Source organism: Agaribacillus sp. DX54 (assembly GCF_056858335.1).
The window spans coordinates 239,169-258,760 of sequence record NZ_JBXEQE010000002.1; the positions used below are offsets into that span (position 1 = coordinate 239,169).

The window sequence follows — 19,592 nt, forward strand, 5'->3', positions numbered from 1 at the left end:
TCTGGCTGATTAGGTCGAGTGACAATCCCGAATTATTATACATGTTGATGAAAAACCATTTTCTTTTACCATTGATCATTGCCACCGGGTTTGGAGCCTGTAAAAGCGTGGAGCATACGGCCGTAAATGATATGGAACCGGTGAAATCCACAGACACGGTGCAAGCTGAAGTTTTACCGGAAACAGACAGTACGGAAGAAATAATTTACAGTGATATAGTTACCTATCGTGGTTCAAATGATCGTTTACATGACCTGATCCATACAAAGCTGGAGGTGAAGCTTAATTGGGCCAGACAGGAACTGGAGGGCATTGCCACACTTGAATTGAAACCTTATTTCTATGAACAGGAAGCACTGACCCTGGATGCAAAAGGATTTGCGATAGACTCGATATTGCTCGTTGAAGGTACAGCTAAAAAGCCACTGAAATTTATGTATGACGGCCGGCAGATAACCATTGATCTGGAGCGCGCATATGAAGCAAAAGAGCACTTTTTTGTAGAGATCCATTACGTAGCCAGGCCAGAGGAAATCCCTGATGAGGGGTCAGCAGCCATTACATCTAATAAAGGTCTGTACTTTATCAATCCCACCGGAACGTTGAAAGGGAAACCGCAACAAGTCTGGACGCAGGGACAGACCGAGGCCAACTCTGTATGGTTTCCAACGATCGATTCCCCCAATGAAAAGACAACCCAGGAATTGTTCATCACGGTGGATAATAAATTTACGACCCTTTCAAACGGCAGCCTGATTTATTCGCTGATGAACGATGATGAAACCAGGACCGACTACTGGAAGTTAGATCAACCTCACGCACCTTATCTCGCCATGATTGCGGTAGGTGAGTTCAGTAAGGTTCAAGACCTCTGGCAGGTTCCCGGAGGGGAAGAGATTGAAGTGGATTATTATGTAGAAGATGAATACGCAGCGTATGCAAAGGACATATTTGGGAACACTCCTGAGATGCTGGATCATTTCAGCAAACTGTTGAATTATCCTTATCCATGGCCCAAATATGCCCAAATTGTGGTTAGGGATTTTGTGTCTGGTGCTATGGAAAATACCACTGCCTCTGTTTTTATGGAAGATTTGCAGGTAACTAATAAAGAATTGTTGGACTATCGTTGGGATGATATCATTGCCCATGAACTTTTTCACCATTGGTTTGGAAATCTGGTGACTTGTGAATCGTGGTCCAATTTACCACTGAATGAGGCCTTTGCCACCTATGGGGAATATTTGTGGTATGAGTACAAGTACGGTGAAGAAGAGGCAGATTATCATCGATGGGAGTCATTACAGACCTATCTGGAAGAAGCTAAGGAAAAGCAGGAGGAGCTGATAAGGTTTGCTTATGAAGACAAAGAAGATATGTTTGATCATCACTCCTATGACAAAGGCGGACTGGTTTTACATATGCTTAGAAATTATGTCGGAGACAAGGCCTTTTTCAAAGCATTGGAATTTTATCTGAAAGCACATGCCTTTGGAACTGCTGAAATTCACGATCTCAGAATGGCTTTTGAGAAAGTCACGGGAGAGGATTTAAACTGGTTTTTTAACCAATGGTTTTTGGCTTCCGGCCATCCGGTGCTGGAAGTGGCACATTATCAAAATGGCAATGTACTAACGGTGGAAGTAAAGCAAACGCAGGATCTATCCCCAACGCCTGTCTTCAACCTTCCCGTGGTGTTAGGTATCTGGGTTGATGAAGAAACGGCCTGGGAGTATCCTGTGGAAATAAATGCAAGCTTTGAGAAATTTGAATTTGAGATAGAGGATAGCGTACAACTGGTATTGTTCGATACAGAGCAACAGTTGCTGGCTGAGGTGGATCACCGGAAAGACATTAATGAATTGATATTCCAGTATTATAATGGAGGCAAATTGCTGGCCAGGTACAAGGCATTGGAAAAACTGGGTAAGATAGCTTTTGAAAACCGTGAAGACCATGATGTGATCAGTGATGTTTTTCTGAGCACCTTAAACGACCCTTTCCGGGGATTGCGGGAACTGGCTATAGATTTTTTTGATGCGTATGATGGAAAATATTTAAAGGATGTTGAAGAGCGGCTGATCAGTCTGGGGCAAAATGACCCAAAACCGCAAGTGCGGGCCAGTGCTATTACTACATTGGCTTCCATTAATGCCGATAAACACAAATTGGTGATTCAAAAAGCCCTGAATGATCCATCCTATACTGTTAAAGGTGCTGCAATACTGGGTTTTGCATTAACAGATGACCCTAATAAATCCAGAATTTTGACCAGTTACAAGGACTCGCTCAATACCCATATCATACTTGCCCTGGCCGACTATTTTATTACTGATTCATTGTACGGTCATAATGACTGGTTTCTTGAGCGCCTGAATGATTCCGAGACAGAGGATTTGTTTTATCTGGTGCAATACTATGGATTATTCATCAGTAAGGCCCCTGATTCTGTGGTTGAAAGGGGTATTCCGGTGTTAAAAGAGATCGCAAAAAATAATAAAAATGAATACATCCGCCTGGCAGCATTTCAATCTCTGAGTTTGCTTCCCGAGAGTGAGACTTTGACCGAAATTAAAGATGATATTAAGGCAGCGGAACAAAGTGAGGAGTTGCTAAATTTTTATCGGCAAATGGGTAATTAAAAACAAAATTTTTGTGGTTATTTGTAATAAATTCAGGTAAAAATAGCCAAGTGAAAAATATTGTATCTTTTTAAGGCAAAAGTTTGAATAAAATAAAAAAGCATATAATTTTGCACTTCCCAAAATAAAGAGGGTTTAAAGCCTGTACTTTTGAAAGGGAAAAGTTCTCAAATATTGCCTGGGGGGATACCAAAGCGGCCAACTGGGACGGACTGTAAATCCGTTGTCGTAAGACTTCGCAGGTTCGAATCCTGCTCCCCCCACATCTTTGGGGTAAATGGCCCGGGATAAAGGATAATATTTTGCTTGATGAAATGAATAAGCGGGAGTAGCTCAGTTGGTAGAGCGACAGCCTTCCAAGCTGTAGGTCGCGGGTTCGAGCCTCGTCTCCCGCTCTGCTAATGTAATAAGCCTTTGGCATCATTAGTAAAGTCCGGTAACCATCATTTGCTAACAACTGCCAGGAGTCAGGGTTAAGGCTCCGGACTCTTTCAGCCGATGTAGCTCAGGGGTAGAGTGCTTCCTTGGTAAGGAAGAGGTCACGGGTTCAAATCCCGTCATTGGCTCCATGCAAGCCTGCCGGATAGCAGCAGGGATATTATGATATTCTGCTATTGAAAATGTGTATGAACACATTGCCGGTGGACTGACAATGAAGTGGTAACACTTTAATATTTAGAATTAGAATTAAAATTTAACTAAACTTAGGATTTTCAAACATGGCTAAAGAAACCTTTGATCGTTCGAAACCACACGTTAATATTGGTACAATCGGTCACGTTGACCATGGTAAAACAACGTTGACTGCCGCTATTTCCAAGGTGTTGTCGGAAAAAGGTCTTGCCCAGGCAAGGGATTTCTCTTCAATTGACAATGCACCGGAGGAAAAAGAGAGAGGTATAACCATTAATACCTCGCACGTTGAGTATGAGACAGCTAACCGGCACTACGCTCACGTTGACTGCCCTGGTCACGCTGACTATGTCAAAAACATGGTGACTGGTGCTGCGCAAATGGATGGGGCGATTATTGTTGTTGCTGCCACTGACGGACCCATGCCTCAAACCAGGGAGCACATATTATTGTCACGCCAGGTAGGTGTTCCCGCTCTGGTAGTATTTATGAACAAAGTGGATTTGGTTGACGATCCGGAATTGCTGGAATTAGTGGAAATGGAAATCAGGGAATTGCTTTCTGCTTATGATTTTCCCGGTGATGATATTCCTGTTATTCAGGGCTCTGCCCTGGGTGCCTTGAACGGAGAAGCCCAGTGGGTTGAAAAGGTCGAGGAATTGATGGAGGCAGTCGATAATTATATTCCATTACCCGAGCGATTGGTAGATCTGGATTTCTTAATGCCTGTCGAGGATGTATTTTCGATTACCGGTCGTGGTACTGTGGCCACAGGCAGAATCGAAAGAGGGGTTATTAACTCCGGTGATCCTGTGGATATCCTTGGTATGGGAGCAGAAAACCTGAAGTCTACTGTTACAGGTGTTGAGATGTTCAGGAAAATCCTTGACAGGGGTGAAGCCGGCGACAACGTAGGATTGTTGTTGAGGGGTATTGAAAAAACAGAAATTAAAAGGGGCATGGTGATTTGCAAGCCTGGTTCCGTAACCCCTCACCACAAGTTCAAAGCAGAGGTCTATGTATTGTCAAAAGAAGAAGGGGGCCGACACACACCTTTCTTCAATAAATACAGACCCCAGTTCTATTTCAGAACAACTGACGTTACCGGAGAAATAAAATTACCGGAAAACGTTGAAATGGTAATGCCTGGTGACAATGTTTCTATCGAGGTGGAATTGATCAACAAAATTGCGATGGAAAAAGGATTAAGATTTGCTATCAGGGAAGGTGGCAGAACAGTAGGCTCCGGTCAGGTAACTGAGATCATCGAATAACACCATTGAGTTACATAAAAACACAATACGCGTTTCCGAAAAAAGTCTGAAACGCGTTTGTGTTATATCATAAAATGTAATACCTTTGCACACCCATTTGGGTGATGGGTATACGGGTGTAGCTCAATTGGTAGAGTAGCGGTCTCCAAAACCGTTGGTTGTGGGTTCGAGTCCTACCACCCGTGCAATTTGAAAAATCGTTATAGAACCAATGTCTAAATTATTATCATTTGTGAAAGACTCATATGTGGAAATGACCACCAAAGTTTCCTGGCCAAAATTTGGCGAACTTCAAAACAGTTCGATCCTGGTCTTGGTAGCTTCGGTCATATTTGCGTTGATTATTGCGGCCATGGACTATGTGTTTCAGAATGTATTAGAGTGGTTTTATGAGTCATTTTAATTATATAGACTAGTATCGAGCATGAGTGAGTTAAACTGGTATGTTGTGAGGGTGGTAAGTGGCCAGGAAAAAAAGGCCAAAACTTACCTTGAATCTGAAATAGCCAGGCAAAAACTGCAAGACTATGTTCCTCAGATATTGATACCCTCTGAAAAGGTTTATGAAATGAGAAACGGAAAAAAACGGGTAAGGGAAAGAAACTTTTTTCCGGGCTATATGATCATATCTGCAGACCTGACTCACGGTGAGGCTTCTCATATTATTACCAGTATCCCGGGGATTATTGGCTTCCTCGGATCAAACGATGCGGGTGGTGGTGCTTCAAAAGTGCCGGTACCCTTGCGCCAATCCGAAATAAACCGGATACTCGGCAAGGTAGATGAGGTAGAAGAATTCGACGAAAAACTTGATACACCATATATAGTAGGAGAATCTGTCAAAGTAATGGACGGTCCTTTCAGCGGATTTACCGGAACTGTTGAAGAGGTATTTGAAGAGCGAAAGAAACTGAATGTGATGGTCAAGATATTTGGCAGAAATACTCCGGTTGAATTGAATTATATGCAGGTAGAAAAACAAGAATAGCAAAATGGCTAAAGAAATAGACGGTTATCTGAAGTTACAAATCAGAGGTGGTGCGGCAAACCCTTCGCCTCCTGTGGGCCCTGCTCTCGGTAGTAAGGGGCTTAATATCATGGAGTTTTGCAAGCAGTTTAATGCGAGGACCCAGGAAAAGAAGGGGCAGTTATTGCCGGTATTAGTTACCATTTATAAAGATAAATCATTTGACTTTGTCGTAAAAACACCACCGGCTCCTGTGTTGTTGATGGAGGCTGCCAAACTTAAGAAAGGATCGGCAGAATCTAACCGGGTTAAGGTCGGTACGGTTACCTGGGATCAGATAAAACAAATTGCAGAAACTAAAATGCCGGATTTAAATGCGTTTAAACTGGAGTCAGCCATGAAAATGGTAGCAGGTACGGCAAGAAGTATGGGAATTAAAGTATCTGGCAGGGCGCCCTGGAACAATTAAAATTTTGAAGATGGCTAAGTTAACGAAAAAGCAAAAAGAGGTTGCCGCCAAATACGATGCGGCACAAGAATATTCCCTGGATGAGGCATCCAAATTGGTCAAGGATATAACTTTCACCAAGTTTGATGCCTCTGTCGATATTGACGTCCGTCTGGGTGTCGACCCCAGGAAAGCCGATCAAATGGTAAGGGGTGTGGTAGCTTTGCCTCATGGAACGGGTAAGGAAACCCGTGTTTTGGTGCTTTGCTCACCAGATAGGGAACAGGAAGCCAAAGATGCCGGTGCCGATCATGTTGGATTAGATGATTATATTAGTAAGATTGAAGGTGGGTGGACAGATGTGGATGTGATCATCACCATGCCCACGGTAATGGCCAAGGTCGGTAAACTGGGTAGGGTGTTGGGGCCACGTGGATTGATGCCTAACCCCAAATCAGGCACGGTGACCATGGAAGTTGGAAAAGCGGTAAAGGAAGTAAAATCAGGGAAAATTGATTTTAAAGTCGATAAATTCGGTATCATTCACGCCAGTATTGGAAAAGCTTCTTTCGACGCGCAAAAAATTGTAGATAATGCTACCGAAGTCATCCAGACCATTGCCAAGCTGAAGCCAGCTTCCGCAAAGGGTACTTATTTCAAAAGCATTAACCTTTCCAGTACCATGAGCCCTGGAGTAAAAGTTGACAAAAACACTATAGCGGGTATATAATCATGACTAAAGAAGAAAAAATAAATGTTGTTGCCGAGTTAACTGAAAAGCTCAAAGCCAACAATAATTTTTATTTAACTGACGCCTCCGGGTTTACCGTGGCTCAGGTAAATAATTTTAGAAGGTTGTGTTTCGAGAAAGGGATTGAATATAAGGTATATAAAAATACCATGATTAAAAAAGCCCTTGAAAGTCTTGACGCCGACTATTCGTCTTTGGATGAGGCGCTAAAGGGATTTTCCGGAGTTATCTTTTCTGAGGAAATAGCAAATTTGCCGGCTAAGGTTATTAAAGAATTTCGCAAAAAACAAGGCGGGGAAAAACCTGTCCTAAAGGCTGCTTCCATAGATACTGATGTTTTTATCGGTGAAGAACACCTCACTACTTTAAGTGACCTGAAATCCAAACAGGAACTTATCGGTGACGTGATAGCGCTGTTACAATCTCCGGCTAAAAATGTGATTTCTGCCCTGAAAAGCGGAGGAAACACTTTGGCCGGATTGGTAAAAACATTATCTGAAAAAGAAAATTAATTTCGAATTAAAATTTTGAACTACTTAAAATAATTATAAAAATGGCAGACGTTAAAGCACTAGGAGATCAGCTTGTTGAGCTAACAGTAAAAGAAGTTAACGAATTGGCTGAATATCTGAAAGAAACCCACGGTATAGAGCCCGCGGCAGCAGCGGCAGTGGCCGTAGCTGCACCTACTAGTGGCGAGGATGGCGCAGCAGCGGAGGAAAAATCAGAATTTGATGTGGTATTGAAATCACCGGGTGGCGCTAAACTGGCAGTGGTAAAACTGGTAAAAGAATTGACAGGACTGGGGCTTAAAGAGGCTAAAGAAATAGTTGACGCCTCACCCAAGGCTGTGAAGGAAGGTGTAGCAAAAGATGAGGCTGAAGCCCTTAAAAAGCAATTAGAAGAGGCAGGCGCTGAGGTAGAACTGAAGTAAAATTTTGAGCCATTCGATGCGTCTAAATGGCTAAGAAATAACAGGCCCCGATGTGTGTCGGGGTCTTTTCCTGTTTGTACGTGGTCATAACTCTTTCAGGCAAAATATCCGAAAAAGGTGACTTTCCTACTTACTACATAAGTTAATACATATTACAATTTTAAATCTATCAAGCTTTGGCTAAGATTAATCAAACCGAAAGAATCAACTTCGCACGAATCAAAACAGTCAGGGATTATCCGGATTTTCTCGATGTTCAATTAAAATCGTTTGTCGATTTTTTTCAATTGGACACACCTGCTCAAAAAAGAACCCAGGAAGGATTATTCAAGGTGTTTTCAGAAAACTTCCCCATCTCTGACTCGCGGGAAAATTTCATTCTTGAATTTGTAGATTATCTGGTCGATCCTCCAAAGTATTCTGTTGATGAATGCATTGACCGGGGCTTGACCTATTCGGTCCCGTTGAAGGCTAAGCTTAGGCTATCCTGCAACGATGAGGATAACGAAGATTTTGAAACCATAGAACAGGAAGTCTTCCTGGGTAATATACCCTATATGACAGAAAAGGGCTCCTTTATCATTAATGGAGCCGAAAGGGTCATCGTTTCCCAATTGCATAGGTCACCGGGTGTATTTTTTGCCCAAAGCAAACATACCAATGGTACCAAACTTTATTCAGCCAGAATCATCCCTTTTAAAGGTTCATGGATTGAATTTGCTACTGACGTCAACAATGTCATGTATTCTTACATCGACCGGAAGAAAAAATTTCCGGTAACCACCCTGTTAAGAGCCATTGGCTTCGGTTCCGATAAGGATATCCTGGATCTATTCGGGCTTTCAGAGGAGATTCCTGCCGATGAAAAGTCTATCAAAAAAGTTATTGGCCGGAAACTGGCCGCCAGGGTTTTAAGAACCTGGACGGAAGATTTTGTGGACGAGGATACCGGGGAGGTTGTGTCTATTGACAGAAACGAAGTGCTGTTGGAAAGGGATTCCGTGATTTCTGAGGATGATATTGATTTAATCATCGAATCAGGCAGCAAATCTGTTATTCTTCACAGAGAGGATGTAAATATTGCAGATTATGCCATCATTTACAATACTTTACAAAAAGACAACTCAAACTCTGAAAAAGAGGCAGTAGAGCAAATCTATCGCCAATTGAGAAATACTGAAGCCCCTGATGAGCAAACTGCCAGGGACATCATCCAAAGTCTTTTCTTTAGTGACAAAAGATATGACCTCGGTGAGGTTGGAAGATATAGAATAAACAAAAAACTTGGCCTTGAAATAGACTCTGAGATCAGGGTACTTACAACCGAGGACATTATTTCCATAGTTAAATACCTGATCGGACTTATTAACTCGAAGGCAGTAGTTGATGATATTGACCACCTGAGTAACAGAAGAGTCAGGACAGTTGGTGAGCAACTGTATGGACAGTTCGGAGTTGGCCTGGCCAGGATGGCAAGGACCATTAAAGAAAGAATGAATGTCAGGGATAATGAGGATTTTAAGCCGATTGATCTGATCAACGCACGGACACTGTCCTCCGTAATCAATTCATTCTTTGGTACTAACCAGCTTTCGCAGTTTATGGACCAGACTAATCCCCTGGCCGAGATTACGCATAAGAGAAGGATGTCAGCACTGGGGCCGGGAGGCTTGTCAAGGGAGCGGGCCGGTTTTGAGGTACGGGATGTCCATTACACCCACTATGGAAGGTTGTGTACGATTGAAACACCTGAAGGGCCTAACATTGGCCTGATTTCATCGCTGAGTGTTCACGCTAATGTAAATAACATGGGCTTCATTGAGACCCCCTACAGAAAAGTCAATGAAGGCAAAGTGGATATGACAGGAAATGTAGTATATCTTACTGCGGAAGAAGAAGATACCCACAACATAGCCCAGGCCAATGCCCCACTCGACGATGGTGGGAGCTTTGTCAACGACCGGGTAAAAGCAAGGTTTGAAGGCGATTTTCCAGTGGTTGAGCCCAAGGAGATCAGTTACATGGATGTGGCTCCAAACCAGATTGTGTCGGTGGCCGCTTCATTGATCCCATTCCTGGAACACGATGATGCCAACAGGGCCTTAATGGGATCGAACATGCAGCGTCAGGCAGTTCCCCTGCTAAGGCCGGAAGCTCCCATTGTAGGTACCGGCCTGGAAAAGAGGGTAGCTCTGGACTCCAGATCGATTATTGTGGCAGAGCAGGATGGGGAGGTTGAAGCGGTTGACGCTAAAAAGATTGTGCTGCGATACAATTTATCTGAAGACCATTTAATCACCAGCTTTGATGATGAACTGAAAACCTACGAGTTGGTTAAATTCAGAAGAACCAACCAGGATACGTGTGTAAACCTCAGACCCATTGTCTACAAAGGTGAAAAAATAGTCAAAGGCCAGCCACTTTGCGAAGGGTATGCTACCAAGGGGGGAGAACTCGCCTTGGGCAGGAACCTGAAGGTGGCTTTTATGCCGTGGCAGGGTTACAACTTTGAAGATGCCATTGTTATCTCTGAGAGTGTGGTTCGCAACGATATTTTCACCTCGATTCACATCGATGAATTTGAACTGGAAGTAAGGGACACCAAAAGAGGTGAGGAAGAGCTGACCTCGGAAATCCCCAACGTAAGCGAAGAGTCGGTTAAAAACCTGGACGAGAACGGCATTATTCGTATCGGGGCAGAAGTGAAAGAAGGAGATATCCTGATTGGAAAAATAACACCTAAAGGCGAAACCGATCCTACTCCCGAAGAAAAGCTTCTGAGAGCAATATTCGGTGATAAGGCTGGCGACGTAAAAGATGCTTCGTTGAAAGCACCGCCTTCATTGAAGGGTGTCGTGATTGATACAAAACTATTTTCCCGCCCTAAAAAGGACAAAGATTTAAGGGCCAAGGCGAAAAAGGAAGTCGAGCTGTTAAAGAACAAATACAGCAATGATCTTTTGGCGCTGAGATCCAAAATGATTGACAAGCTGTTAACGTTGCTGGATGGAAAAGTCTCTCAAGGCATTAAGCATAAGTTTGGTGATGAAATTATGAGCAAAGGTGTGAAATTTACCGCTGCGAATATTGAAACAAACCTTTTCCCGGAAAAGAATATTTACCGTGATGAAAGCAATTACAATGTGCAGGAGGAAGTAAACTTTATTTCAGACCTTATATTGGATAATTGGACCGATGATGAGAAAATAAATAGTTTAATTACCTATTTGGTAAGAAATTACAACAATAAGCGAAACGAAATCTCCGGAAAATTCAAAAGAGAGCGATTTACTTTGGAAGTAGGAGATGAGCTACCGGCGGGAATTGTGCAATTGGCCAAGGTTTATGTTGCCAAAAAGCGAAAGCTCAAAGTCGGTGATAAAATGGCCGGACGTCATGGTAATAAAGGCGTCGTAGCCAAGATTGTGAGAGAAGAGGACATGCCTTTCCTTGAGGATGGTACTCCGGTAGATATTGTTTTAAATCCCCTGGGCGTGCCGTCAAGGATGAATTTGGGACAGATTTATGAAACTGTTCTCGGCTGGGCAGGATTAAAGCTCGATAAAAAATATGCGACGCCTATTTTCGACGGTGCTGATATGGGAGATGTTTCCACCGAATTGAAACAGGCCAATCTTCCTGCCTATGGAAGGACCGAATTGTATGATGGCCTTACCGGAGATAAATTTGATCAACCGGTAACCGTTGGCGTGATTTATATGTTGAAACTGGGCCACCTTGTGGATGATAAGATGCATGCCAGATCTATTGGCCCATACTCACTGATCACGCAACAGCCTCTCGGTGGTAAAGCACAATTTGGCGGACAAAGGTTTGGTGAAATGGAGGTATGGGCACTTGAAGCATTTGGTGCCTCCCATGTATTGCAGGAAATCCTGACGGTAAAATCAGACGACGTGGTGGGCCGGGCCAAAGCCTACGAAGCTATCGTCAAAGGTGAAAACATGCCCCGCCCCAATATTCCTGAGTCATTCAATGTACTGGTTCATGAACTGAGGGGGCTGGCATTGGAAATTACCATGGATTAATTCTTAAACTAAATTGACCAAAAGGTCTTCTACCTATAAGACATAAACAGAATTATGGCATTTAGAAAAAATAAAAAATTCACCAGTGACTTTTCAAAGGTCACTATTAGCTTAGCCTCTCCCGAATCTATTCTGGAGAGTTCGCACGGAGAGGTCACCCAACCCGAGACTATTAACTACAGAACCTATAAACCGGAGATGGGAGGACTTTTTTGTGAGCGTATTTTCGGCCCGGTGAAGGATTGGGAGTGCCACTGCGGTAAATATAAAAGAATTAGATATAAAGGTATCATATGCGACAGGTGTGGGGTTGAGGTAACAGAAAAGAAGGTGAGAAGGGAGCGTATGGGTCATATTGAGCTGGTAGTTCCGGTGGCCCATATCTGGTATTTTAAGTCCTTACCCAATAAAATTGGCTATTTATTGGGTTTACCCACCAAGAAACTGGATCAGATTATTTATTATGAAAGATATGTGGTTATTCAGCCAGGTATTAAGGAAGAAGATGGGACCAACAAGATGGACTTCCTTACCGAGGATGAATACCTGGATATCCTCGATAAGCTGCCCAGGGAAAACCAAATGATGGATGATGACGACCCGAACAAGTTTATTGCCAAAATGGGAGCAGAGGCGCTTGAGATGCTATTGGCAAGACTGGACTTGGATGACCTGTCATACAGCCTGCGACATCAGGCAGCAACTGATACCTCGCAGCAAAGAAAGGCAGAAGCTTTGAAAAGACTGAAGGTAGTGGAAGCCTTCAGGGACTCGAGGTCGAGGATTGAAAACAGGCCGGAGTGGATGGTCATTAAGATGGTACCTGTTATTCCACCCGAACTACGGCCTTTGGTACCCTTGGATGGCGGCAGGTTTGCTACATCGGATTTAAATGATCTCTACCGAAGGGTAATCATAAGAAACAATCGTCTGAAAAGACTGATCGATATCAAGGCGCCCGAAGTAATATTGAGAAATGAAAAAAGGATGCTTCAGGAAGCCGTGGATTCACTATTCGACAATTCCAGAAAAGTGAATGCAGTAAGGTCTGATGGAAACAGGGCCTTGAAATCTTTGAGTGATATGCTCAAAGGAAAGCAGGGTAGATTCAGACAAAACCTGCTTGGAAAAAGGGTAGACTACTCCGGCCGGTCGGTTATCGTGGTAGGTCCCGAACTAAAGCTTCACGAATGTGGCTTACCCAAAGATATGGCTGCCGAGTTGTTCAAGCCTTTCATTATCAGAAAGCTGATTGAAAGAGGCATTGTAAAAACGGTGAAATCAGCCAAGAAGATTGTAGACAGAAAGGATCCTGTGGTTTGGGATATTCTGGAAAACGTCCTTAAAGGTCACCCTGTCTTACTGAACCGGGCCCCAACACTTCATAGGTTGGGCATTCAGGCCTTCCAGCCAAAGTTGATCGAGGGTAAGGCGATTCAATTGCACCCCCTTGTTTGTACAGCATTTAACGCTGACTTTGACGGTGACCAGATGGCCGTTCATGTACCTCTTGGCCACGAAGCTATTATGGAAGCCTCTACATTAATGCTTTCTTCCCATAATATCCTGAACCCTGCCAATGGGGCGCCTATCACCGTACCTTCACAGGACATGGTATTAGGTCTGTATTATGTAACAAAAGGCCGGAAGGGAACCAAGCAGCGTCCTGTACTCGGTGAGGACATGACATTCTATGGTTCTAAAGAGGTCATCATTGCTATTAATGAAGGAAGGCTTTCCAAAAACGCTTACATCAAAGTAAGGGCGAATGTGAGAAATGAAAGTGACGAGTTAGAAGCCAAAATTATAGAAACGGTGGCAGGCCGTGTCATATTTAATCAGTATATACCTGATGAGGTAGGTTTTGTGAATGAATTGCTTACCAAGAAAAAACTCCAGCAAATTATTTCGTTGGTCTATAAAATTGCCGGTAACTCAAGGACCGCGCAATTCCTGGATGATATCAAGGAACTCGGATTTCAATCCGCGTATAAAGGTGGATTGTCAATGGGCTTGAACGATGTATCTGTTCCCGAAGCCAAAGATAGCCTCGTGGCCCAGGCCAAAGAAGAAGTGGACAGTGTATGGAGTAACTACCTGATGGGGTTGATTACTGACAATGAAAGGTATAACCAGGTCATCGATATCTGGACCAGGATCAATTCACAACTGACCAATACCCTGATGAAGCAACTGGAAGAAGATGATCAGGGATTTAACTCGATTTATATGATGATGCACTCAGGAGCGAGAGGTTCCCGGGAGCAGATCCGTCAGTTAGGTGGTATGAGAGGATTGATGGCCAAGCCGCAGAAAAACCTGACCGGTTCGGTAGGCGCTATTATCGAAAACCCAATCCTTTCGAACTTTAAAGAAGGTCTCGATGTAATTGAGTACTTCATCTCCACGCACGGTGCAAGAAAAGGTTTGGCAGATACTGCCTTGAAAACGGCCGATGCAGGATACCTGACCAGAAGGTTGGTGGATGTTGCCCAGGATAATGTGGTGAACGAAGCTGACTGCGGAACTTTAAGAGGGTTGGTGGTTTCTGCGTTAAAAGACAATGAAGATATTGTGGAGCCTTTGTCAGAGAGAATTTTAGGAAGGGTTTCCGTGCATGACATCTATGATCCGATTTCAGAGGAGTTGATAGTGACCAGTGGAGTAGAAATCACTGAAGATATTGCGAGGAAAATCGAAGCGACCAGTATTGAAGAGGTAGAGATAAGATCGGTGCTGACCTGCGAAACAAAACAAGGGGTTTGTGCCAAATGTTACGGCAGGAACCTAGCGACCGGGTACATGGCCCAGATGGGTGAGGCAGTTGGCGTAATTGCAGCTCAAAGTATTGGTGAACCCGGAACACAGTTGACCCTTAGGACATTCCACGTGGGAGGTACCGCCTCAAACATCGCAGTTGAGGCAACTATTAAATCCAAATTTGCCGGTACAGTCAGATTTGACGGTTTAAGGTCTGTATCTACCATCGGTAGTGAAGGCGAGAAAATGGAGGTCGTGATGGGCCGGTCCGGTGAAATTCAAATTTTTGACCCGAAAACCAAGAAGGTGTTGATCAGCAACCACGTTCCTTACGGAGCCTTCCTGAAAGTCAAAGACGGTGAAAAGGTTGAAAAAGGTCAGGAATTATGTTTCTGGGATCCTTACAACGCTGTCATACTTTCTGAGTTTGACGGCGAAATCCAGTATGAAGCCATTATTGAGGGTATTACTTTCAGGGAGGAATCGGATGAACAGACCGGCCACCGCGAAAAGGTAATCACCGACTCCAAAGATAAAACCAAGAACCCGGCGATTAAGGTAGTTTCCAAAACAAATGAAAAGAACTACAACATTCCGGTTGGCGCCCACCTTGCGGTAAACGAAGGAGACAAAATCAAAGCCGGGCAACCATTGGTTAAAATCCCGAGAACCATGGGTAAATCGAGGGATATCACAGGAGGACTTCCAAGGGTGACAGAACTGTTTGAAGCCCGTAACCCCTCTAACCCCGCTGTAGTTAGTGAAATTGATGGAGTGGTAAGTTATGGTGGAATTAAGAGAGGTAACCGGGAAATATTCATCGAATCCAAAGACGGCATTAAGAAGCGTTACCTTGTGCCTTTATCAAAACACATACTTGTTCAGGACAATGACTTCGTGAAGGCCGGATATGCACTTTCGGACGGGGCGATTACCCCGGCAGATATACTGTCGATCAAGGGGCCTACAGCGGTTCAGGAATATCTGGTGAATGAAATTCAGGAAGTTTACAGGCTTCAGGGTGTGAAAATTAACGACAAACACATTGAAGTAATCGTACGCCAGATGATGCAAAAGGTCATAATCCTTGACGCCGGGGATACCAACTTCTTGCCCAATCAGGTGGTGGATAAATTCTTGTTCCGTGAAGAAAATGATATGATGCTGGACAAAAAGGTAGTGGTTGACAGTGGCGACTCAGAGGTTCTTAAACCCGGCCAGATTATTACTTCGAGAAGATTACGGGATGAAAATTCAAGCCTTAGAAGAAAGGACCTTAAAGTGGTACAGGTCAGAGAAGCCGAACCGGCTGTTTCACGGCCAACGCTGCAGGGAATTACCCAGGCTTCATTAGGTACCGAAAGCTTTATCTCGGCGGCTTCTTTCCAGGAAACTACCAAGGTATTGAGTGAGGCGGCTATAAGAGGAAAAACTGACAAACTTCTCGGATTGAAAGAAAATGTTATTGTAGGACACTTAATTCCTGCCGGTACAGGCTTACGCCGATATAATAACTTCATTGTCGGTTCTAAAAAGGAATATGAGACTTTGGTGGCGTCTAAAGAGGAATTTAGCCAAAAACAAGAATTACAGGCTGATAACTGATTAGATTATGGATGACACAAAAAGCAAGCCTAAAGAGTCGAATAAAGGAAATCAGATCAATATCGAACTTTCGGAAGATATTGCCGAAGGTGTGTATGCTAACCTGGCCATGATCGCACATTCCAACAGTGAATTTGTTATTGATTTCATCCGGTTGATGCCAGGAGTACCCAAGGCTAAAGTAAAGTCCAGGGTTGTGATTACGCCTGAACATGCCAAAAGATTATTACTGGCACTTCAGGATAACATCAAGAAATATGAAGATACGTTTGGTCCCATTAAGAAGACCGAGGAAACCCCAAAGTTTCCTATCAACTTTGGAGGAACTATAGGCGAAGCTTAACGGTGCAACCAATTATCATAGAAATCAAAAGGTTTAAATCGAAAGGTTTAAACCTTTTGATTTAAGCAAAGGGAAAATAAAACCAAATAAGGCTTGTTTAATTTTTGGGTTTTATTACCTTTGCAGTCCGAAAAATCGAAGGAGCATCATAATAAAAGTGAAATAAATGCCAACTATAGCACAATTAGTCAGAAAGGGCAGAAAATCTTTGACCTCCAAGTCAAAATCACCCGCATTGGACTCATGCCCTCAGCGGAGAGGGGTTTGTACCAGGGTGTATACAACTACCCCTAAGAAACCCAACTCGGCCATGAGAAAGGTGGCAAGAGTTAGATTAACCAACGGAAAAGAGGTGAACGCCTATATTCCCGGTGAGGGCCATAACCTTCAGGAACACTCTATTGTCCTGATAAGGGGAGGCAGGGTAAAAGATTTACCAGGTGTCAGGTACCATATTATCCGCGGTGCTTTGGATACGGCAGGTGTGAACGGAAGACTTCAGAGAAGATCGAAATACGGTGCTAAAAGACCGAAAAAGTAATTTAATAGGACAGATAAAATGAGAAAAGCTAAACCAAAGAAGAGATACATTCTTCCCGACCCTAAGTTCAACGATATTTTGGTTACTAAATTCGTTAACTATTTAATGAAAGACGGTAAAAAAAGTACGGCTTACTCAATCTTTTATGATGCGGTGCAAATAGTTGAGGAAAGAACCAAAGAAAACGGTTTGGAGACGTGGAAAAAGGCTTTGAATAACATTTACCCTTCCGTAGAGGTAAAGAGCAGAAGAGTGGGAGGAGCGACTTTTCAGGTACCGATGGAAGTGAGACCGGAAAGAAAGACAGCTTTGGGAATTAAGTGGATGATCCAGTATGCCCGGAGCAGAGGAGAAAAGACAATGGTTGAGAGATTGGCAGGAGAAATTATTTCTGCTTCCAAAGGAGAAGGTGCATCAGTCAAGAAAAAAGATGATACACATAGAATGGCAGATGCCAACAAGGCGTTTTCACATTTTAGATTCTAACTGGAACAATGGCTAAAAACGATTTAAAACATTTAAGAAATATCGGCATCATGGCGCACATCGATGCCGGAAAAACCACGACTACCGAAAGAATATTATATTACACCGGTTTAAGTCACAAAATTGGTGAAGTCCATGACGGTGCTGCCACAATGGACTGGATGGAACAGGAGCAAGAAAGGGGTATCACTATTACCTCAGCAGCTACCACCACTTTCTGGAACTATCCCACTACCCAGGGGCAATTGACAGACGGTACCGAAGAATACAAAGTGAATATCATCGACACACCCGGTCACGTGGATTTTACCGTGGAGGTAGAAAGATCACTCAGGGTACTGGACGGAGCAGTTGCTTTGTTTTGCGCAGTTTCAGGGGTTGAGCCACAATCTGAAACAGTTTGGAGGCAAGCAGATAAATATAAGGTTCCCAGAATTTGTTTTGTCAACAAAATGGACCGGGCCGGGGCTGACTTTTTCAATGTAGTGAATGAGATCAAGGAAAAGCTGGGTGCCAATCCGGTGCCATTACAAATCCCGATCGGGGCAGAAGAGAAATTTGAAGGGGTAGTCGATCTGATTAGTAACGAGGCTATCATCTGGAACGAGGAAGACAAAGGAATGACTTATAAAGTGGTCGATATTCCGGACGATTTGAAAGATACTGTTGAAGAATGGAGGCAAAAGCTGGTTGAAAGCGTTGCTGAATATGATGATGCGCTTTTAGAAAAGTTCTTCGAAGATGCAGATTCCATCACCGAGGAGGAAATGATGAATGCCATCAGAATGGCAGTAATCGATATGTCATTTTCACCCGTTTTATGTGGATCAGCCTTTAAAAACAAGGGAGTACAGGCCCTGCTTGATGCAGTGTGTGCCTATTTGCCTTCACCATTGGATCTCCCGCCTGTAAAAGGGATCAATCCTGATGGCGATAAAGAAGAAGAAAGAAAACCGGAGACAAGCGAGCCTTTTTCTGCCCTTGCCTTTAAGATCGCCACGGATCCCTTTGTGGGCAGACTGGCTTTCATGAGAGTGTATTCAGGAAGTCTCGATGCAGGGTCTTATGTGTACAACATGAGGACAAGCAAAAGGGAGCGAATTTCCCGTTTGATGCAGATGCACTCGAATAAGCAAAATCCTATCAGTAAAGTAGAGGCCGGTGATATTTGTGCGGGTGTGGGATTTAAAGATATCAAAACAGGTGATACCCTGGTAAATGAGAAGAATAAAATCGTCCTCGAGTCTATGTCTTTTCCTGAGCCGGTTATCGGTTATGCCATTGAACCTAAAGCACAGGCTGACGTCGATAAATTGGGAGTCGCCATATCGAAACTGGTAGAGGAGGACCCTACCTTGAGGGTAGAAACCAATCATGAGACAGGTCAGACTGTTTTGCGGGGTATGGGGGAACTGCACCTTGAAATCATCATTGACAGGTTGAAAAGGGAATTCAAAGTTGAGATCAACCAGGGAGCTCCCCAGGTTGCTTACAAAGAGTCCATTACAACCAATGTAGAACACAGGGAGGTTTATAAAAAACAAACCGGTGGTAGAGGTAAATTCGCCGATATAGTTTTCGAGTTAGGGCCCAAGGAAATGGGTGAAAACGGGGAAACCAAATCGGGACTGGAATTCGAAAACGCTATTGTCGGAGGTAAAATACCAAAAGAATTTATCCCCGCCGTTGAAAAGGGGTTTAAGGATGCTATGAAAAACGGGCCTTTGGCAGGTTATCCTATCGATGCCATGAAGGTAAGACTTTACGATGGTTCTTTCCATGATGTCGACTCTGATTCTTTATCTTTTGAGTTGGCGGGAAGAATTGGCTTTAAGGAAGCTGCCAAAAAGGCATCGCCCAAGCTACTGGAACCCATCATGGCAGTTGAAGTGGTAACACCTGAAGAGTATACAGGACCTGTTACCGGTGACCTGAATAAAAGAAGAGGCATCATGAAAGGAATGGATACAAAGGGTGGTGCCCAGGTTATCAAAGCAGATGTACCATTGTCCGAATTATTTGGCTATGTTACTGATTTACGAACCATCAGTTCGGGAAGGGCCACGGCGTCACTGACTTTTTCACACTACGATCCTGTACCTGGACACCTTGCAGATGCCATTATCGCAAATGTCAAAGGAGAGGCTGTAAAGTAACTT

Annotated in this window: 14 protein-coding genes and 4 tRNA genes; all 18 read left to right on the top strand. The window is 43.6% G+C overall.

Annotation, left to right across the window (positions count from 1 at the left end):
• Nucleotides 1-47: 47 nt before the first annotated feature.
• The 18 genes from AC04NP_RS03600 (at nt 48) to fusA (ending at nt 19,589) form a co-directional block, all read left to right on the top strand.
• Entirely contained in the window at nt 48-2,642 is a 2,595-nt protein-coding gene (locus AC04NP_RS03600) for a M1 family aminopeptidase (RefSeq protein WP_482858057.1), read from the top strand.
• A 180-nt stretch (nt 2,643-2,822) separates the two neighbouring features.
• Nucleotides 2,823-2,905 (top strand) — tRNA-Tyr (locus AC04NP_RS03605).
• Nucleotides 2,906-2,964: 59 nt separating this feature from the next.
• Nucleotides 2,965-3,037, top strand: a tRNA-Gly gene (locus AC04NP_RS03610).
• Nucleotides 3,038-3,136: 99 nt separating this feature from the next.
• Nucleotides 3,137-3,211: transfer RNA gene (locus AC04NP_RS03615), tRNA-Thr, on the top strand.
• Nucleotides 3,212-3,361: 150 nt separating this feature from the next.
• Nucleotides 3,362-4,549 (top strand): elongation factor Tu, encoded by a 1,188-nt coding sequence (gene tuf / locus AC04NP_RS03620; protein WP_482858059.1) that lies wholly within the window; start codon nt 3,362-3,364, stop codon nt 4,547-4,549.
• Nucleotides 4,550-4,661: 112 nt separating this feature from the next.
• A tRNA-Trp gene (locus AC04NP_RS03625) sits at nt 4,662-4,734 on the top strand.
• 26 nt (nt 4,735-4,760) lie between these two features.
• Entirely contained in the window at nt 4,761-4,952 is a 192-nt protein-coding gene (secE, locus tag AC04NP_RS03630) for a preprotein translocase subunit SecE (RefSeq protein ID WP_482858060.1), read from the top strand.
• Between the two features lie 21 nt (nt 4,953-4,973).
• Entirely contained in the window at nt 4,974-5,537 is a 564-nt protein-coding gene (gene nusG / locus AC04NP_RS03635; RefSeq protein ID WP_482858062.1) for a transcription termination/antitermination protein NusG, read from the top strand.
• A gap of 4 nt (nt 5,538-5,541) precedes the next feature.
• Nucleotides 5,542-5,985 carry a 50S ribosomal protein L11 gene (rplK, locus tag AC04NP_RS03640; RefSeq protein WP_482858065.1) on the top strand — a complete coding sequence of 148 codons (444 nt, stop codon included), beginning with the start codon at nt 5,542-5,544 and terminating at the stop codon, nt 5,983-5,985.
• Nucleotides 5,986-5,995: 10 nt separating this feature from the next.
• Nucleotides 5,996-6,694, top strand: coding sequence for a 50S ribosomal protein L1 (gene rplA, locus AC04NP_RS03645; protein ID WP_482858067.1), 699 nt, complete (start codon nt 5,996-5,998; stop codon nt 6,692-6,694).
• Between the two features lie 2 nt (nt 6,695-6,696).
• Nucleotides 6,697-7,227 carry a 50S ribosomal protein L10 gene (gene rplJ / locus AC04NP_RS03650; protein WP_482858070.1) on the top strand — a complete coding sequence of 177 codons (531 nt, stop codon included), beginning with the start codon at nt 6,697-6,699 and terminating at the stop codon, nt 7,225-7,227.
• A 41-nt stretch (nt 7,228-7,268) separates the two neighbouring features.
• Nucleotides 7,269-7,649, top strand: coding sequence for a 50S ribosomal protein L7/L12 (gene rplL / locus AC04NP_RS03655; RefSeq protein WP_482858072.1), 381 nt, complete (start codon nt 7,269-7,271; stop codon nt 7,647-7,649).
• A 176-nt stretch (nt 7,650-7,825) separates the two neighbouring features.
• Nucleotides 7,826-11,698 (top strand): DNA-directed RNA polymerase subunit beta, encoded by a 3,873-nt coding sequence (gene rpoB, locus AC04NP_RS03660; protein ID WP_482858073.1) that lies wholly within the window; start codon nt 7,826-7,828, stop codon nt 11,696-11,698.
• Nucleotides 11,699-11,752: 54 nt separating this feature from the next.
• On the top strand, nt 11,753-16,063 hold the full coding sequence (gene rpoC, locus AC04NP_RS03665) for a DNA-directed RNA polymerase subunit beta' (RefSeq protein WP_482858075.1): 4,311 nt from the start codon (nt 11,753-11,755) through the stop codon (nt 16,061-16,063).
• A 7-nt stretch (nt 16,064-16,070) separates the two neighbouring features.
• Nucleotides 16,071-16,406 carry a DUF3467 domain-containing protein gene (locus AC04NP_RS03670; protein ID WP_482858076.1) on the top strand — a complete coding sequence of 112 codons (336 nt, stop codon included), beginning with the start codon at nt 16,071-16,073 and terminating at the stop codon, nt 16,404-16,406.
• A gap of 166 nt (nt 16,407-16,572) precedes the next feature.
• The gene (gene rpsL / locus AC04NP_RS03675; protein ID WP_346757678.1) at nt 16,573-16,947 is read left to right on the top strand and encodes a 30S ribosomal protein S12; all 375 of its coding nucleotides are present in this window, start codon (nt 16,573-16,575) and stop codon (nt 16,945-16,947) included.
• A gap of 18 nt (nt 16,948-16,965) precedes the next feature.
• On the top strand, nt 16,966-17,433 hold the full coding sequence (gene rpsG / locus AC04NP_RS03680; RefSeq protein WP_482858078.1) for a 30S ribosomal protein S7: 468 nt from the start codon (nt 16,966-16,968) through the stop codon (nt 17,431-17,433).
• 8 nt (nt 17,434-17,441) lie between these two features.
• Nucleotides 17,442-19,589, top strand: a complete 2,148-nt coding sequence (gene fusA / locus AC04NP_RS03685; RefSeq protein WP_482858080.1) for an elongation factor G — start codon at nt 17,442-17,444, stop codon at nt 19,587-19,589.
• The last annotated feature ends 3 nt before the right edge of the window (nt 19,590-19,592 follow it).

Bases quoted from the DNA above. Each gene is read 5' to 3' on its own strand.
- rplL (WP_482858072.1), top strand. From the start codon at position 7,269: ATGGCAGACGTTAAAGCACTAGGAGATCAGCTTGTTGAGCTAACAGTA.
- fusA (WP_482858080.1), top strand. From the start codon at position 17,442: ATGGCTAAAAACGATTTAAAACATTTAAGAAATATCGGCATCATGGCG.
- rpsL (WP_346757678.1), top strand. From the start codon at position 16,573: ATGCCAACTATAGCACAATTAGTCAGAAAGGGCAGAAAATCTTTGACC.
- rplA (WP_482858067.1), top strand. From the start codon at position 5,996: ATGGCTAAGTTAACGAAAAAGCAAAAAGAGGTTGCCGCCAAATACGAT.
- tuf (WP_482858059.1), top strand. From the start codon at position 3,362: ATGGCTAAAGAAACCTTTGATCGTTCGAAACCACACGTTAATATTGGT.
- rplJ (WP_482858070.1), top strand. From the start codon at position 6,697: ATGACTAAAGAAGAAAAAATAAATGTTGTTGCCGAGTTAACTGAAAAG.
- AC04NP_RS03600 (WP_482858057.1), top strand. From the start codon at position 48: ATGAAAAACCATTTTCTTTTACCATTGATCATTGCCACCGGGTTTGGA.
- secE (WP_482858060.1), top strand. From the start codon at position 4,761: ATGTCTAAATTATTATCATTTGTGAAAGACTCATATGTGGAAATGACC.
- rpoC (WP_482858075.1), top strand. From the start codon at position 11,753: ATGGCATTTAGAAAAAATAAAAAATTCACCAGTGACTTTTCAAAGGTC.
- rplK (WP_482858065.1), top strand. From the start codon at position 5,542: ATGGCTAAAGAAATAGACGGTTATCTGAAGTTACAAATCAGAGGTGGT.
- AC04NP_RS03670 (WP_482858076.1), top strand. From the start codon at position 16,071: ATGGATGACACAAAAAGCAAGCCTAAAGAGTCGAATAAAGGAAATCAG.
- nusG (WP_482858062.1), top strand. From the start codon at position 4,974: ATGAGTGAGTTAAACTGGTATGTTGTGAGGGTGGTAAGTGGCCAGGAA.
- rpsG (WP_482858078.1), top strand. From the start codon at position 16,966: ATGAGAAAAGCTAAACCAAAGAAGAGATACATTCTTCCCGACCCTAAG.